The organism is Pantoea sp. AS-PWVM4 (assembly GCF_000468095.1).
Lineage (GTDB): Bacteria > Pseudomonadota > Gammaproteobacteria > Enterobacterales > Enterobacteriaceae > Pantoea > Pantoea phytobeneficialis.
This window is the reverse complement of sequence record NZ_ASZC01000007.1, coordinates 153,371-170,170: the sequence shown is the minus strand read 5'-3', so window position 1 is coordinate 170,170 and position 16,800 is coordinate 153,371. Positions and strand designations below refer to the sequence as shown.

Sequence of the window (16,800 nt, the reverse complement as noted above, 5' to 3'; positions counted from 1 at the left end):
TAATCAATCACGTCGTATGAGGGTGATGAAGATGAACCATGCACCAAATAAAAAGCGAAGTTTAAAACTGTGGGAAGCGCTGGCGCTCTCGCTGGGGATGGTGGGACCGACGCTGGCTATGTCGGGCAATGCGCAGGGATTGATCGACTCAGTAGGCAAAGCGCTGCCGATTGTGTTTGTGCTCGGTCTGATCGGGGTCGCGTTAATTGCTTATGGTTTTATCCGTTTGACGCGTTTTTATAATCACGCCGGAAGCGCATACGGCCTGGTGGGAAAAACCATCGGCCCGCGTGCCGGGTTCTTTTCCGGTTTCGCCATTATGGGCACCTATCTGTTCTTCTCGATTGCCACGCTGGCGGCACTGGGCGCATTTACCAACGCCTTTCTGGCCGCATTATTCCCCACGTCAGGTTTTCAGATCCCGTGGATTGTCACCGCGGCGGTCGGGGTGATATTTAGCTGGATCCTGAATTCGCGAGATGGACAGACCGTGGCCCGCGTGCTGATGGTGATTGAGGGCGTCGGGATTGTATTGATGTTAATTCTGGCGGCGGTGATTGTCGTGCACCAGCCTGCGACCGGCACAGAACATGCCTCATTGTTTAGTCTGAATGGCGTTAGTTTTCAGGCGGTGATGGCGGGCGTGGTCGCTGCTTTCCTCTCCTGGGCCGGTTTTGAGGCCTGTGCCACCCTGGGTGAAGAGACGGAAAATCCCAAACGCAATATCCCGCTGGCCCTGCTGGGTTCTATCCTGCTGACCGGGGTGTTGTTTGTCGGCATGATGTATGTGCAGACACTCGGTTTTGGTACCAGCGAATCGGGTTTAACTGCCTTCAAAAACTCAGCGAACTCGCTGGGGACGCTGTCGCAAACTTACGTCGGCACCGCATTCTCATCAGCGATGTTGTTTACCGCCATGATGTCGGCCTTCGCGGCGAATTTATCGGCCGCGGCCACCTCCAGCCGTCTGCTGTTTGCCCTCGCCCGCGATGGGTTCGGCCCGGCATGCTTCGCGCAGGTGTCAGAAAAAAATCATCAACCTCGTAACGCCTTAACGCTGGTACTGGTAGTCAGCCTGCTGATCGATGTCGTGGCCTGGCTGAGCGGTAAACCGGCGATGGGCACCGGCAACAGCGCGATTGATGCGTACTTCTACTTTGCGATCATCGGCTCAGTTTGCCTGATGATCACCTATCTGATGATTGAAGTTGGGGTGATCAATTTTATCACCCGCATGAGCCAGAACATCCCGAAATGGGAACTGATCCTGCCGCTACTCGGCATCGTCATTATGGTGGTGTCGTTGTATTACAACGTGGTAGGGCAGGAAGAACTGTTTAGCCCGGCACTGGTGGCGTTTTACTGGTGCATTGCCGGGATGATCATTATCATCTCCGCGCCAAAACTGGTGCGCAATATCGGGCTTTCTCTGGCGTCAGAGTTTGTTACGCCTGCGGAAACGGTGACAACCGCCACCACACAGAAGGAGTGGGTATGAGTCAGGACATTTTTCCACCCGAAGCCGCCGCGCTGTATCAACGCGACGCCCAGTCAGTCGCCGGTATCGAGAAGTTACGCTTTTTTCCGTTAGCGATTACCTCCGGGCAGGGATGTTGGCTGACTGAAGCCGGTGGCCGAAAGTTACTCGACCTGTCAGCCACCTGGACCGCATCCGGTTTGGGGCATGGACACCCGGCGATTACGGCTGCCATCACCCAGGCAGCACAGAATCCAGCCGGAGCGGGGGGATTGTCTGCCGTTCATCCGGATTCGGTTGGGCTGGCGGAGGAGTTGCTGGCGATCACCCCCGGCAGTGGCGATCGCTGTGTCTATCTCGGCCATGCCGGTAGCGATGCCAATGATGTGGCGCTGCGCGCCTGCCGACTCGCCAGCGGCAAACGTAAAGTGGTGGCGTTTGCGCATGGCTATCACGGCGGCATCGGGCTGGCAATGAAGGTGTCCGGCGTACATATCTCGGCAGGCAACGCTGCCGATCCTGACCTCTATCTCGCCACCTATCCCAATCCTTTCCGCAGCGATGGTGCAGGCGCAGCGGCAGTCAGTGCCAGCCTGCTGGAAGTTAAAGAACAACTCGATAAAGGCGATGTCGCCTGTGTCATCGTCGAACCGATTCTGTCGGATGGCGGCATGGTGGTGCCACCAAAAGGCTTTTTATCGGGGTTACATCGGTTGTGCATTAACGCGGGTGTGCCGCTGATTTGCGATGAAGTAAAAATGGGACTGGGACGACCAGGACTGATGCATGCCTTCCAGCATGAGAACATCACCCCGGAAATCGTCACCTTTGGCAAAGTGATCGGTGGCGGTTTACCGCTCTCTGCTACCGTGGGGCCAAAAGAGATCCTCGGCGGTCCCGCTGCGCATGCATTGCTGACCACGGCGGGCAATCCGATTTGTACTGCGGTGGGCCGCTCCGTGTTGCGTGTGCTGCAAAGCGAAGAACTGCCACAGCGGGCGGCGCAGGCCGGACGCTATTTTATGCAACTGCTGCGCGAGCTGGCGCAGGATATCCCGGAGATCGGTGATGTCCGTGGACATGGCCTGGCAATCGGAGTCGAGTTAGTCGTTCCGGACGGCAGCAAAAAACCGGACCGTGCGCTGGCGCAAAAAGTCGTGTACCAGGCATGGAAAGAGGGACTGGTGGTGTACTACGTCGGGGGGAATGTGTTGGAAATTACGCCGCCGTTAATCATCAATCAGGATGAGATGGCCTATGCGGTCGAAAAACTCTCGCTCGCCATACGCCATGCCCCGCAGGTTACGCGTGAAGAAATCCAGGCGTATGCGGGTTGGTAACGAATCTCGCATTGAGATGATCTCGCCAGCCGGTCTGGCGAGATCGTCTTCAGGAAAAAAGATGTCTGGCTACTCGACGTCCAGCACTTCACCAATTTTATAAAAGTGTTTTCCCGCGATGTAATGCAAACTTCGCCACTCATCCCCAGCCGATTCAAACAACCAGTGCCCATCCTGGAAAATACGGCTATCGGCCCATGCCGCTTTGACTTCGCCGATAAACAGATCGTGATCGCGTTGATTCGCTTCCAGCGGAATCAGTTCGCAATACAACCAGGCGGAGCAGCCGCTGACAAAAGGTTGATCAATCCCCTTAACATAAAAACACTCGACATCGCTGTGAGAAAGCTTGTCCTGCTCGCTGGCTTTTGAATGGGTCCCGAGGTAGTGCACCATTTCCGCCTGTTTGGCATTCGGAACCTGAATAACAAACTTGTTGCTCTTCTCAATTAACTGGCGGGTATAGGCGGATTTATCCAGCACCACCGTCAGTTTGGCTGGGGTGAAATCCAGACCACAAACCCAGGACGCCGCCATAACGTTTTCAATGCCATCATGGCTGGCGGATACCAGTGTTGCAGGCCCATGATTTATCAGGCGGTAAGCCTTTTCTAGCTCGACTGAGGTGAAATAGGGGTTCATTGCATCTTCCTGTCACTGTTGGCGGAAAAAATAAGGTCACGACCTGCGTCATTTTACCTTTTCCCCTCGTAAAACAGCAGATCAAAAGCGTTAGCTTGCCTCTCCATGACATGCGATGACATAAGTCTGGAACAATTGATAACCCCTGCCGACGCGGCTTTTTTATATTCTCCTCCCCGTGAATTTCCTCACATCCCTTTACGCTTTCTTTAACGGTTAATCGAGGTAACAAATGAAAAAGTTTCTGATTCTGGTGGCAGGTTTGGTCTTTATGAGCGCGGCCAACGCCGCACCGACCGCCGCATTCGCACAACTGATGCAAAATCGCTTCAATGCAGCGAACACCAATCATGATGACAAGTTAACCCTGGCTGAAGCGCAGGCCGGCATGCCCCGCGTTGCGCAGCATTTTTCTGAAATAGATACGGCGAAAAAAGGCTATATCACCTTCGCACAACTCAGCGCATTTATGGCTGCGAAAAAATAACCTGGCTGATGAACGTGCTATCCATGAAGATACTTAGTGTGGCATGCCAATTCGGGCTGCTGGTGATGGCGGGCTGTGCACTGGCGGGGTGCAAGCCACAGCAAAACGCTCACCCGCAACCCGTTCCCGCCGTGTCGGTGAGTGTGCCGCAAAAACTCACGTTTGATCCGTCAACCACCGTCACGGGCACGCTGAGTGCTTCTGAGCAGGTGCAGATTGTGGCGCGTGTCGCCGCGACACTGCAATCTGTTAACTTCAGGGACGGCGATATCGTTCATGCTGGTCAGGTGTTGTTCACCCTGGACTCTTCCACCTTGCAGGCGCAGCTTAATTCGGACCAGGCCACGCTGGTGAATAATCAGCGTGAAACGGACCGGGACCAGGCGCTCTATCCGTCACATGTTATTTCTCTGTCAGACTTGCAAAACGCACAGACGGCCCGCGATCAGGCACAGGCGCAACGGGACATTGCGCAAATTAACCTCGGCTATACGCGGATTACCGCCCCGTTTACCGGGCGCATCGGGCGACGCACTGTCGATGTGGGTAATCTGGTCGGCAGCAGCGGTAACACCGTGTTAGCCACACTGAATAAAATCGACCCGCTGTATGTCACTTTCAGCCTGAACCAGTCAGACGCAACGCGTTTCGGCATTATCGCGGCACGCAGCGATGCGGTGGAACATCAGCCGGTGGATATCCAGGTTCCCGGTCTGAATGAGCCGCTGCATACCACCATCGATTTTGTCGATAACCAGCTCGACAGCGCCAGCGGCAATATCACCCTGCGGGCGACCCTGCACCAGCCGCCGGTTAACCTGCTGCCGGGCATGTTTGTCCAGGTCACTCTGCATGCGGCAACGCCGGACAGCCCGTGGCAGCTCCCGGTGACGGCCGTGAAGGACGGCAGCATTTTCCCGGTGTCCCCGGATGGCACGGTCAGCCAGCTCAGGATTAACACCGCTCCCGGCAGTGATGAACATGTCATTTTGCTCAGTGCAAATAACGCCACACAACGCGTCCTGACCTATGCTCGCCCGGATCTGGTCGGCAAAAAAGTCAACGTCAGCAACGAGGCGCAAAGCCAGCATGATTAAGTTCTTTCTCGACCGGCCGGTTTTTGCCAACGTGCTGTCATTGATCATCCTGATCCTCGGCGCTGTGGCTTTGTGGGCGTTGCCGGTAGCGCAATATCCCGCCATTACGCCGCCAGTTGTTCAGGTGGTGACCCACTATCCCGGTGCGAACGCGCAAACCTTGCAGGATCAGGTGGCGTTTCCTATCGAGCAGCAGGTAAATGGGGTCGAGAACATGCTGTATATGAAATCGACCACCGGCAATGATGGCACCTACACCCTGAATATCACCTTTGCCATCGGCACCGACAGCAATCAGGCACAGATCCTGGTGCAGAACCGTGTTCAGGCGGCGCTTTCCCAGTTACCGGATGCGGTGCAGCAGCAGGGGGTGACGGTACGTAAAAGATCGACGGCAATTTTGCAGTTGTACAGCCTGCAATCTTCTGACCCAAACCAGGGCACGTTGTTTTTAAGCAACTATGCCACTAACCATTTGCGCGACTCACTCGCGCGTATCCCCGGCGTAGGGGATGTCACGGTCTTCGGCACCGGAGATTACAGCATTCGCATCTGGTTGGATGCCGCGCGTATGCAGCAATACGGCCTGGTGCCGGATGACGTGATTAACGCCATCAAAGCGCAAAACCGCAGCGTCAGCGCCGGGCAACTGGGCGCGCCACCCGCCAACAATGGTCAACAGATGCAGCTGACGCTTAACGTCAATGGCCTGCTGAGCGATGCCAGCCAGTTCAATCAGATCGTTATCAAAAGCAGCACCGAGGACGGCGGCAGACTGGTGCGTTTACAGGATGTGGGCCATGCCGAGCTGGGTTCATCCAGCTATGCGCAGTTTTTCACGATGGACGGTAAACCTGCGGCAGGGATTGCCATTTCGCAACTCCCGGATGCTAACGCGCTGGAGGTCGGCAACGCAGTTGCGGCGGAGATGCAGAAATTGTCTGCCCGGATGCCAGCAGGCATGCATTATGCGCTGCCTTTTGACACCACCACCTTTATCAAGAGTTCGGTCAATGATGTCTACAGCACGCTGCTGATTGCCGGGCTGTTGGTGTTACTGGTGATCGTGGTTTTCTTACAAAACTGGCGTGCCGTGCTGGTGCCTGCCACCACCGTGCCGGTCACCCTTATCGGAACATTCGGTGCCATCTATCTGATGAGGTTTTCCATCAATCTGCTGACGCTTTTTGCCATCGTGCTGGCGATTGGTATCGTTATTGATGATGCAATCGTGGTGGTCGAAGGGGTGAGTCATCATATCGAACAGGGATATGCCCCTCGCGAGGCGACGCTACGTGCCATGCGTCAACTGCTGCCGCCGATCATCTCCATCACGCTGGTGCTGGTCGCCGTGTATCTTCCGGCCAGCTTCTTACCCGGCCTCAGCGGCCAGATGTATCGTCAGTTTGCGCTGGTGATCGCCGTGACCACCTTACTCAGCGCCCTCAATGCCCTGACGTTAAAACCGGTACAAAGCGCGCAGTGGCTGCGACCCGCTAACAGTGGCAGCAAACCCTGGATTTACCGCAAGTTCAATCAGGTGTTCGCGTGGCTGGAAAACGCCTATCTCAACGGCATTCGCCGCTTGATCCGCCACAGCAAAGCGGCGTTTATCGGCGGTCTGCTGGTCATCGCGCTGACACTGGCGGCTTTTTTCAGCATCCCGACCGGATTTATTCCGCTGGAAGACCAGGGCTATCTGCTGGTGTCGCTGCAACTACCGGACGCCGCCTCGCTGGAACAAACCGCCAGCGTGACCCAGCGGGTAGAGCAGGTGCTGGGGCAGCAACCGGGGGTGGATCATGCCGTCGTGATTGGCGGACTTTCACCGCTCGACAACAATGCGTCCTTGTCCAACGCGGCATTGATTTACGTCACCCTGAAACCGTGGAATCAGCGTGGCAGACACCAGGATCTGCGTTCTATTTACAGCAACCTGAATAAACAACTGGCGAAAATTCCCGATACCAATGCGCTGGTGATTGTGCCGCCGCCGATCCAGGGCGTAGGTAACGGGGGCGGTATGCAGATGGTGCTGAGCGAAACTAACGGACAACGTGACTATCAGCATTTGCAGCAGGTAAGTGACAATTTTGTCCGGCAGGCGATGGCACTGCCTCAAGTGTCGCGGATGTTCAGTACACTGCGTGCGAACGTACCGCAGATCAATGTCACGCTGGACAGAGCGCGCGCAGCAGCGATGGGCGTCTCACCGGGTGATGCCTTCGATGCCATGCAACAATATCTCGGGGCCAGCTATGTCAATCAAATCACCCGTGAAAACCATAGCGTGAAAGTGTATGTTCAGGCGCAGTCTGACCAGCGCCGCCTGCAACAACAAATCTCCGCCCTGACGGTAAAAAATGCCAGCGGCGAGCCGGTTTCGCTGGCAACCCTGGTCAGTTTCACCCCGACAGAAGGGCCAGCGGTGGCTTCTTTATATAATCTTAATCCGTCGGCCACCCTCAATGGTATGCCCGCTCAGGGTTACAGTACCGGTGCGGCGATGCAGGCAGTGAGCGCGCTGGCAAAAGCCACACTGCCGCCGGATATCAGCCTGTCGTGGACCGATATGTCGTATCAGGAAAACGTCGCCGGGAACCGTATCTATCTTGCGTTCGCCATGTCACTGCTGCTGGTTTATCTGGTGCTGGCTGCACAATATGAAAGCTACTGGTTGCCCGTCAGCGTGATCCTCGGTGTCCCGCTTGCATTATCAGGTACGGCGATCACATTGTTAGCGCTGAATATCGCTAACAATCTGTATACGCAGATTGGCGTGCTGCTGCTGGCCGGGCTTGCTGCCAAAAATGCGATCCTGATTGTCGAATATGCCCGCCAGCAACGTCTGGCCGGTAGCAGCATCATCGATGCGGCACTGACGGCAGCCAGGACGCGTTTCCGCCCGATTATTATGACTTCGCTGGCCTTTACGCTGGGCGTTATACCGCTGATATTCTCCAGCGCCGCCAGCGCCAGTGCCAGAAAATCGCTGGGGATTACCGTTTTTTCCGGGATGTTGTCAGCGACATTGCTTGCCATCCTGTTGGTCCCTTGTTTTTATGTCGTTTTGCAACGTGCACAAGAGGCCTGGCAAGCGCGCCGGAAGCCTGTTCATCAGGGGTGAATGACCTATGAGTGACGCGAAAACCGAGCACAAGGCAAAGAAAATACTGGTCCTTGACGATGAAAATGAACTGCGCAGCATGCTGCAACGCTATTTGCGCGATCAGGGATTTGACGTCAGGACGGCAGAAAATGGCGCCCGGCTCGACCGTCTTTTGCAACGTGAACCCTTTGATCTGCTGGTGCTTGACCTGATGATGGAACCGGAAGATGGCCTGTCCGTTTGCCGTCGCCTGCGGGCAGCAAACTTCACGTTGCCCATCCTGATGTTAACGGCGCGCGGCGATCCGGTAGACCGGGTGATCGGTCTGGAAACCGGTGCTGATGACTATCTCGCCAAGCCTTTTCTGCCGCAGGAGTTGGTGGCACGCATCAAAGCGATCTTCCGGCGTCAGGCGTTGCAGCAGGGTGAAACACCCGCAGGTTCGGGGGCGGTCTGCTTTGGCCCTTACCGTCTTGATATCACGCGGCAGACGCTGTACCGCGAAGATCAGTTGCTGGCGTTGAATTCTGCCGAAATGAATTTACTGATTGCGCTGGCCACCACACCTAACCGGCCCGTCAGCCGCGAGAACCTGCTGAGCCGCGCCAGAGGGCGCGAATATGCAGCGCTGGACAGAAGCGTGGATGTGCAGATGTTACGCCTGCGCCAGCAACTTGAGGCGCAGCCTTCCGAACCTCGCTGGTTGAAGACCGTGTGGGGGATGGGTTACATGCTGATCGTAGATAGCGAAACGTGAAAAAATTCTGGCCCCGCTCACTGCTGGCACGCAACAGTGTTCTGCTGATATTGCTGGTGACGTTGACGCAAATCACCACGTTCACGGTGTTTCTGGTTTTTATCCAGAAGCCCAGGGTGAATGATGCCGCCTCGCTCATTGCCTCGCAGATCATCATGCTCGATAAGCTGCTGGCAACGGTACCGGCCACGGATCGCGATCGTTATGCCCAGGCGGTGGGGGGCGTCCTTCAACCACCAGCACATCTGATCGAAATCCCCACGCTGGGGCTGGCGGGTTTCTATCGCCGTTATTATCTCAAAGTCTTTCTTGATAGCCTGCACCAGCAACTTCCGCCCGGCATACCGCTGCGCTGGGAACAGGCCCCCGAAAAAAAATTATGGGTGGAGGTACAGATCGCCGGTCAGCCATATTGGGTGGCGCTGGCGGTTGAACCGTCGAACCACCTTTCCAGCCTGATCAGTGCGATTCTGCTGTCAGTGGGGCTGGCCTTGCTGGCATTGCTGACGGCCTATGGCCTGCAACGGCGCATCAACCGCCCGCTGACCTCCCTGGCGCAGGCTGCCACAGATGTAGGGAAGGGAGGATGGCCGCGCCCGTTATCGCCGGAAGGACCGAGCGAAATCAGGACGGTCAGCCTGACATTTAACCGCATGCTGGATGGTCTGGCCGAGATGGAAAATGCCCGCGCGCAGATGCTGGCCGGAATTTCTCACGACCTGCGCACTCCGCTGACCAAATTGCGGCTGGCGATGGCAATCGGCGGGCAGGGAAGCGCTAACCCGGATGATGTTGGCCGGTACTTCGAGGATGTGGATACTATTCTCCAGCAATTCATTGATTATGCCCGCGGCAGCGCCACTGAGCTGAGTCAGCCTGGCGACATTAATCAGATGATTACCGAACTGAATTATGATTTTACCGGCCTGGGCCAACACTTTACCCTGTCCCTGACGCCGCTCCCGGTGTGCTATTTTCGTCCCGTCAGCATGATGCGGCTGCTGACAAACCTGATGCAAAACGCCGCCAAATATGGTCGGACCGGACTCGAAGTTGCCAGTTGGCGGGAAGGTGATGTCGCAAAGATTGCGGTACAGGATCGTGGTCCCGGCGTTACAGAGGAAGAATTGTTGCTGATTACTAAACCATTCCACCGGGGTAAAGGCGCGGCTGCCCGGCACAACGGTTCGGGCCTGGGATTGGCTATCGCACGCCAGATCGCCCAGCAACATGGCGGGGACCTCAGTGTCAGCCAGCGGGCCGACGGGGGATTGTCGGTGATGGTGACGCTGCCTTTGGTTGAGGGAGGAAAACTCGTTGTGTCAAATTCAGTTCGGCATTAATACGTTAGCGACATTGAAAGGAATGACATTGCACGACAATCACGCCAAAAAACTCTACCGCAGAGTCAACACCACTACGCGCCATCATTCGAACAATCCCGGTGCGGAATACCGTCATGGCAGACACAGAAAAAAGCTTGCAGATGATCTGTTACCTCAACGTGAATCTATGCGCGGTAAACAGCAACGTGGCCTGGACTACACGCCATTGTTTAACTTTCTGATGAGTAAAGTGGGTCAACAGTGGGATGATGTTTTCAGTGAAGCCAACAGCCGACTCGACAGGCCCGATCCCATTTTCTGGATGGTGGCGTTGCATGAGCATCAACAGCAGGACTATGTCCGGTGTGGGGATTTCGCCTTTTTTCCGGGTCTCTATGTAGACGAGAACAGAATCCTTCAACAGGTTAATCCGCACATTACAGCAGAGGATATTCCCGTGACATGCCGATGCTGTACCCACACGTTTGTTGGAGTACCATTGGTATGGCGTGATGAGCCGACCAGTGATTGAAGCAACCATCAGGCACTAACCCGTACCTGGCGTTTCTACAGGGAATCATGCGCAAACTGCCCAGTTGAGTTAAACAGAAAGCTAAAGGAACATATGCCGTTTTTTATGACCACGGAAGGTAGCAAAAAATGATGACATCCTCATATCCTAAATTATTTTCCCTCACACTCATTGTGTTGGGATGCATCTTTGGCTTTTTCACCTGGCAATATGAGATTGATCGGGAGACGTTCCTGAGACCATTGACTATCAGGAACATGCTGTTATCCAGTTTATTATTAGCCGTGCCATTGCTCTTTGCGATGATTAAATGGGGAACAGGTGCCAAACCACATACAGCGAAGGATTATATTAAATTGTATTCCGGTGTGGTTCTTCTTCTTTGCATGGTCAGTTATTTTCTGCTCACCACACTGACGTGGTTACTACCAGGACAAATCAGCACTTACTCCACCCCTTATGAGTATGATTCCGCTGGACGCCATAGCTGTTCAGGCGCTCGCCTGTACGATCCTGATTTGGAAGAAAAAATCAAAGTGTGTTATCCGGCAGGTAATGTGTATGGCGGCAACGTCATTACCATCACTAAACGAAGCAACGCATTGGGCATGACTGTCATTCATGCCGTAACGAAAAGATAAAACATGCTGTTGGCTGACGATAATTCAGCAATGTAAGACGGAGACGTAATCATACCGGCAAAAATATTGAATAGCGCCGCCAAAAGTTATGCCATATCAAAACAAACGCCCCGTTCACAACACGCATCACAACTCGGTGAACGGCAGATCAATTCACCTTCGGCATGCAGACAGCGCTGGCGATAGAAAAACTTTTTCCAGCGCATATTTTTATCATTCATTACCACCAACTCAGGAAAGCAGTCACTCATCAGTTGGCGTAATTCCGCGCGGGAACTCAGGCCGAGGTCTTCCCAGAGATGGTTAAACGCCAGCGCAACGCTGGCAATAATGCAATGCATAGGATCAGCGTCAGGATGCATGTACTCTGCCAGCCATAACGCCAGTTGTTGCTGCTCATCCCGGCGTGTCGCCATTAGTTCACTCATCAGTTGATGACGCCTCAGCGCATCCGCTGAAACGGGCCGTTGCCGGGCAGGATAGGGCAACCGTGTCCATTGCTGCGGTGAAAGCCCCATCATCAGGGCATAGCTGCCGCAGCCCTGAGCATAGAGAGACATTAACCGGTGAAGCCAGCGATGCTGAGGCGTCATGCAACCCCCTTATTTCGTCTGTCTGCGGAGACTATTCGGGTTCGATAATCTTGCCACCAGCGAGTCAATGCTGCCGTTACTGGCTGCCAGGCATCGTCGACACAAGGCTGAATACCGAGCGCTTCCAGTTTTTGCCAGGGCGTATAACCCATACGTACGCAGAACACCGCTTGTACATCGGCGAGTAGATCAAAAATCGCCGTCATCCGCTCTTCATTGTCCTGTTCGGTGTCGCAATTGTCGTTACCGTGACAATATTTAGGCGTGAAACGCTGATTCACCAGCACCACACCTGCGGCAGAGAGACTGTAAATATAAAAACGGTCGGCATGACCAAAATGGCTGTCAATCACGTCTCCACGTTGCGAAGCCACGGCCACCAGGCAAGCGTCTTCATCGTCCGATTCCCCCTGGGTCGCAATACTGGCGTGCAGCCTGGCACGCTGGAACAGTACCGGCAGCCAGGGTTGCGGTGACGGCTCAGGTTCCGGTATCCGGGCAAACTGTTGGCTACGATCTTCCCCCAGCATACCAATCGCATCCGCGCGGCACTGATGACAGTGGGTCATCTGCGGCATGATCTCACCACAGCGCTGCCTGACTGCCGCGATCATGGCGGCATCAGGTTCCGCTTGTCCGTTCAGGCCAAACACCGTGCCATGTTCAGGTCGGGCAATCAGCGGCATGATGTTATGGATAAACGCACCGCTGGCTTGCAGCAACTGACTGACATCGGGTAACGCCTGATCGTTAATTCCCGGAATCAACACCGAATTGATTTTTACCAATACGCCCTTCGCGGTGAGCCGACGCACGCCTTCCAGTTGACGGGCAACCAGAATCTCACCCGCTTCACGCCCGCTGTAACGCTCACCCTCCAGCCACAGCCAGGCATAAATTTGCGCGGCGATGTCGGGATCAAGGGTGTTAATGGTGACGGTGACATGGTCTACGCCAAGCGCCACCAGACGATCCACCGCATCAGGCAGCATCAAACCATTGGTGGAGAGGCATAATTTCAGGTCAGGAAACGCCTCCCGCACGCGTTCGAGGGTGCTAAAGGTACGATGCATATTTGCCAGCGGATCACCCGGACCGGCGATGCCCACCACTGATAATTGTGGGATCGCCGTCGCGACCTGACGGACTTTGGCAACAGCTTGTTCCGGCGTCAGCAAGGTCGAGGAGACACCGGGCCGTGACTCGTTACTGCAATCAAACTTGCGATTGCAGTAGTTGCATTGCAGGTTACAGGCGGGTGCCACCGGCAAGTGCATACGGGCAAACCGGTGGTGCCCACTGCGTGAGTAGCAGGGGTGTGACGCCACTTTCCCCGCGACCAAATCATCCAGCATTTCGCGAGTGGGTGCCTGACAGGCAGAAGAGGAGCAGGAAGTCATAACGTTACCTTGATAAGATCGACTGAACTTCCTGCTGCAAGTTATGTACCGTTTGCCATTTTTATAACCAACTGAAATAAAACAATTTTCATTCTATTTTTCGCGCTGGGTTTTGTCAGAATCACCACCTGTAGCTGACAATGTGCTGATCATCACAATTCGCGTCAGAGACGCGGCATGGTGATATCCATGGTCTGAATACGGTAGGCTACCTGGCGCGGCGTCATTCCCAGTAACCGGGCCGCTTTGGCCTGCACCCATCCGGCTTTTTCCAGCGCAGCGATCAACCGCTGTCGCTCATCAAGATTCTGATCCAGCCAGCTGTCTTCTCGCGGTGCGCTGACCGGCAGTGGTTTTGGCACCGTTTCCCGATGGTTAAACAGAATGACTTCACGATCAATTAACCCGCTATCCGACATCACCGCCGAACGCTCCAGGCAGTTTTCCAGCTCACGTACATTGCCCGGCCAGTTGTAACTCAGCAGCAGACGGATTGCGCCTTCGCTGATCCGCAGGGTGCGATGCTGGTTTTGCCCGATTTTGCGCACCAGAAAATGTGCCAGCTCAGGGATATCGTCCTGACGTTCGCGTAGCGGCGGGAGCGCAACCGGCATTACATTCAGGCGGTAATAAAGATCTTCACGAAAATTCCCGTTGCGGACCTCTTCCTCCAGATTACGGTTGGTCGCAGCAATAATTCGCACGTTGACCCGCAGGGTTTCATCCCCCCCGACCCGTTCCATTTCGCCTTCCTGCAAGATCCGAAGTAGTTTGGCCTGAAAAGACGCGCTGCTCTCGCCAATCTCATCGAGAAAAAGCGTGCCGCCATCAGCCAGTTCGAATCGTCCTTTCCGCTGCCGCACCGCGCCGGTGAACGCCCCTTTTTCATGACCAAACAGCTCGCTCTCCAGCAAGGTATCGGGTAAAGCCGCACAGTTAAACTTCACAAACGGAAAAGTGGAGCGCGGAGAATTGTGATGAATGGCATTGGCAATCAACTCTTTACCCGTCCCGCTTTCGCCACGCACCAGCACGGTGGTATCCCAGCGCGACACCTGGCGGATAATCTCCAGTGTCTGCTGCATCGCGGGGCTTTTTCCCACCATATTTTCGAAGCCAAAGTTATGGGCGGGAACGCAGTTGTACCCCTTGACTGGCGGCATCGTCGCCGGGCGCGCAACGGTCGGTACCGGTGATGACATCAGGCGTACCGTCTGTGCCACCAGATTGGCAACGGTTTCAAGAAAGCGGGTGCAGGAAGGAAGGCGTGATTCAGCCTGCGCCATCGGCTGTGCAGCCAAAACACCCATCGGCCTCGCATCTGGCCCCATCATAGGCACAGCAATAAACGGCAGGTTGTAGTCGTACAACCCCAGTCGATCAAGGAAACGCGGGTCATCTGCCAGGCGTGGCAAAACCAGCGATTGTCCCTGAGACAGCACCGTGCCCACCAGCCCTTCTCCGGCACGATAACGGATTTTCAGGCCATCATTCAGTTGCTGCAAATCGGCTTCTGGCAGTGCTTCGATATTCAGTTGCTCCTGCTGACTGTCGTGCAGGCAAATCATGCCATGCTGCATAAAGGCATCGTTTTGCAGTACGGACAACACCTCCTGGAGTGTCCGATGCCGATCGGTTGAACGACTCAGCACCACGCTAAGACGTTGCATCGCGGTAAATTGCTGAGACAGGTCAAAGCGCCAGACCCGGTTGTCGGATGCAGATTGCTGGGTCATTTGGCACCTCCGGTCAGTGAGGCAAATAACGGAAATCGCAGGGTGAGACAGGACCCGCCTTCGGGCGGCGACGTGAGTTCAATGGCCCCCCGATGATGTGCAACCAGGGTCTGGATCAGCCGTAGTTCCATCCCTTTTCCTGGGGCATTTAAAGCAGTTGCGGTGTGGGTGTAGTGGACATACTTCAACGGGAGGTTGTCGCATAAGTAGAAGGCCAGCCAGCCATTTTCTTCATGGGCATAAAGCTGGGTTTCCAGCGCAAAATGGGGGATTTCAGCGGCGAGATCCAGAGTCCGATCCAGCCATAAACTTAGACAGGCCAGTACCTGAGTTCGTTGACCAAAACACACCAGTTCGGGGGCGTCTTGCGTCACCTGTAAGCGATCTCCCTGCTGATAACGGGTGTGGTAGAGTGCGCGCAGATCGGCCAAAAAATCGGTCAGGGGCCACAGGGTAGATTGCTCAAGATCAAGGGAGGGGCGGCAGCGTTGCAGGCGAGCCATAGCTTCTTCACCTTCATGCCAGGCAGAATTAAGCGCAACGTTGCTGTTGTCGCCATTCAGGCGTCGGGCGGCTGCCAGCATATTAATCGGACAGTTTAGCTGGATCAGTGCCGCATCGAGTGAATCCCGAATTGCCGCCAGCAATTTGCCGGTGGTCATGTGTTGTTTCAGTCGATCCAGTCGTCCCTGTTCTTGCTGTTGCTGCTGCTGGGTATAATCGGTAATCACCACCAGGGTGCGGGAGAGACTGTTATCAATAAAATAACGGCTAACTTCTTCACTGACGCCGGGCAGTGTCCAGCATGTCACCCTCAGCCAGCGCTCCGCACCACACAGCATCACGGGAATGACTTCACCCTCGGCGAACGCTTTTTTCCGTGAAGAAAAATCCAGCTCAGTCAGTAACTCTTTGCCGCCACAATCAGCGCATAAGGTTTTGTAGGTCAGGTTATCCATGATGACCTGGTCCTGCTCATCCACCACGACAACGGCAGCCGGGATATTGTTCAGCACTGCTTCGGTCAGCGTCATTTGATTACGCAGGCGTTGTTCCAGCGCGTAACCTGTACTGATATCACGTTGCATTGCCAGATAGTGTTCCAGCTCGCCTCCGGCATTCATAACCGGAGTGATATCGATCTCGACCAGAAACAAACTGCCATCACGACGGCGGTTGATGAGTTGCCCGCGCCAGGGCTGACGCAGGCGCAAGGTGCGCCACATATCCTCATAAATCATGCGCGGTGTTTGCTTACTGGCAAGCAGGCGCGGGTTCTGTTGCAATAATTCTTCCAGCGGATAACCCGTCTGACGGCAGAATGCCGGGTTGGCGTAAATAATTCGGGCTTCAGCATCAGTTAAAGAGATGGCAACGGGTGCCTCTTCAACAATGGTCATAAACAGGCCGGGATGTTGCTGAGAAAGCCCTCGTGCAATGGCTTGCGGTTCAGCGGCATCCATCATCATATTCTCAGTCATCACATCCTCCGGAACTCAGGTTCATTTGTGTCGCAGTTATGACAATTTGTCCCACCTGTCGACATTGGCCGCCGTGGTGGCTACCTGCCATATAACCATGCAAACAGTAAGCCTTATGCGGCAGTGACTCGCCTTAACCTTGATCCAGATCGGTTTTACCCGTACATCTCGCGCAAAATCGCT

At 54.9% G+C, this 16,800-nt stretch carries 14 protein-coding genes; 9 read left to right on the top strand and 5 right to left on the bottom strand.

Annotated features, from left to right (window positions below):
• The first annotated feature begins 31 nt into the window (after window positions 1-31).
• Both L579_RS09180 and L579_RS09175 read left to right on the top strand, forming a co-directional pair.
• Window positions 32-1,498 (top strand): APC family permease, encoded by a 1,467-nt coding sequence (locus L579_RS09180; protein ID WP_021183974.1) that lies wholly within the window; start codon window positions 32-34, stop codon window positions 1,496-1,498.
• Window positions 1,495-2,817 carry an aspartate aminotransferase family protein gene (locus L579_RS09175; protein ID WP_021183973.1) on the top strand — a complete coding sequence of 441 codons (1,323 nt, stop codon included), beginning with the start codon at window positions 1,495-1,497 and terminating at the stop codon, window positions 2,815-2,817. The genes L579_RS09180 and L579_RS09175 overlap by 4 nt, the downstream gene beginning before the upstream one ends.
• Window positions 2,818-2,886: 69 nt before the next feature.
• On the opposite strand, the gene L579_RS09170 is transcribed toward L579_RS09175, so the two are convergent.
• The gene (locus tag L579_RS09170) at window positions 2,887-3,459 is read right to left on the bottom strand and encodes a flavin reductase family protein (RefSeq protein ID WP_021183972.1); all 573 of its coding nucleotides are present in this window, start codon (window positions 3,457-3,459) and stop codon (window positions 2,887-2,889) included.
• 232 nt (window positions 3,460-3,691) lie between these two features.
• On the opposite strand from L579_RS09170, the gene L579_RS09165 reads away from it, so the two are divergent.
• The 7 genes from L579_RS09165 to L579_RS09135 all read left to right on the top strand — a co-directional run bounded on the left by L579_RS09165 (window position 3,692) and on the right by L579_RS09135 (window position 11,407).
• Window positions 3,692-3,946, top strand: a complete 255-nt coding sequence (locus L579_RS09165) for a hypothetical protein (protein ID WP_021183971.1) — start codon at window positions 3,692-3,694, stop codon at window positions 3,944-3,946.
• 23 nt (window positions 3,947-3,969) lie between these two features.
• On the top strand, window positions 3,970-5,043 hold the full coding sequence (locus L579_RS09160; protein WP_161628639.1) for an efflux RND transporter periplasmic adaptor subunit: 1,074 nt from the start codon (window positions 3,970-3,972) through the stop codon (window positions 5,041-5,043).
• Window positions 5,036-8,170, top strand: coding sequence for an efflux RND transporter permease subunit (locus L579_RS09155; protein WP_021183969.1), 3,135 nt, complete (start codon window positions 5,036-5,038; stop codon window positions 8,168-8,170). Before L579_RS09160 ends, L579_RS09155 begins: the two co-directional genes overlap by 8 nt.
• A 7-nt stretch (window positions 8,171-8,177) precedes the next feature.
• Entirely contained in the window at window positions 8,178-8,909 is a 732-nt protein-coding gene (locus tag L579_RS09150) for a response regulator (RefSeq protein ID WP_021183968.1), read from the top strand.
• Complete coding sequence (locus L579_RS09145; protein WP_021183967.1) at window positions 8,906-10,252, top strand: ATP-binding protein; 1,347 nt, start codon at window positions 8,906-8,908, stop codon at window positions 10,250-10,252. Before L579_RS09150 ends, L579_RS09145 begins: the two co-directional genes overlap by 4 nt.
• 22 nt (window positions 10,253-10,274) lie before the next feature.
• Window positions 10,275-10,766 carry a hypothetical protein gene (locus tag L579_RS23245; protein WP_071783575.1) on the top strand — a complete coding sequence of 164 codons (492 nt, stop codon included), beginning with the start codon at window positions 10,275-10,277 and terminating at the stop codon, window positions 10,764-10,766.
• Window positions 10,767-10,894: 128 nt separating this feature from the next.
• A complete protein-coding gene (locus L579_RS09135) occupies window positions 10,895-11,407 on the top strand; it encodes a hypothetical protein (RefSeq protein WP_036626053.1) in 513 nt (170 codons plus the stop codon).
• An 86-nt stretch (window positions 11,408-11,493) separates the two neighbouring features.
• On the opposite strand, the gene L579_RS09130 is transcribed toward L579_RS09135, so the two are convergent.
• The 4 genes from L579_RS09130 to nifL all read right to left on the bottom strand — a co-directional run bounded on the left by L579_RS09130 (window position 11,494) and on the right by nifL (window position 16,617).
• Window positions 11,494-12,000 carry a nitrogen fixation protein NifQ gene (locus tag L579_RS09130; protein WP_036626052.1) on the bottom strand — a complete coding sequence of 169 codons (507 nt, stop codon included), beginning with the start codon at window positions 11,998-12,000 and terminating at the stop codon, window positions 11,494-11,496.
• Window positions 11,997-13,400 (bottom strand): nitrogenase cofactor biosynthesis protein NifB, encoded by a 1,404-nt coding sequence (gene nifB / locus L579_RS09125; protein WP_021183963.1) that lies wholly within the window; start codon window positions 13,398-13,400, stop codon window positions 11,997-11,999. The genes L579_RS09130 and nifB overlap by 4 nt, the downstream gene beginning before the upstream one ends.
• 164 nt (window positions 13,401-13,564) lie before the next feature.
• A complete protein-coding gene (gene nifA / locus L579_RS09120) occupies window positions 13,565-15,136 on the bottom strand; it encodes a nif-specific transcriptional activator NifA (RefSeq protein WP_021183962.1) in 1,572 nt (523 codons plus the stop codon).
• Complete coding sequence (nifL, locus tag L579_RS09115) at window positions 15,133-16,617, bottom strand: nitrogen fixation negative regulator NifL (RefSeq protein ID WP_021183961.1); 1,485 nt, start codon at window positions 16,615-16,617, stop codon at window positions 15,133-15,135. Before nifL ends, nifA begins: the two co-directional genes overlap by 4 nt.
• Between the last annotated feature and the right edge of the window lie 183 nt (window positions 16,618-16,800).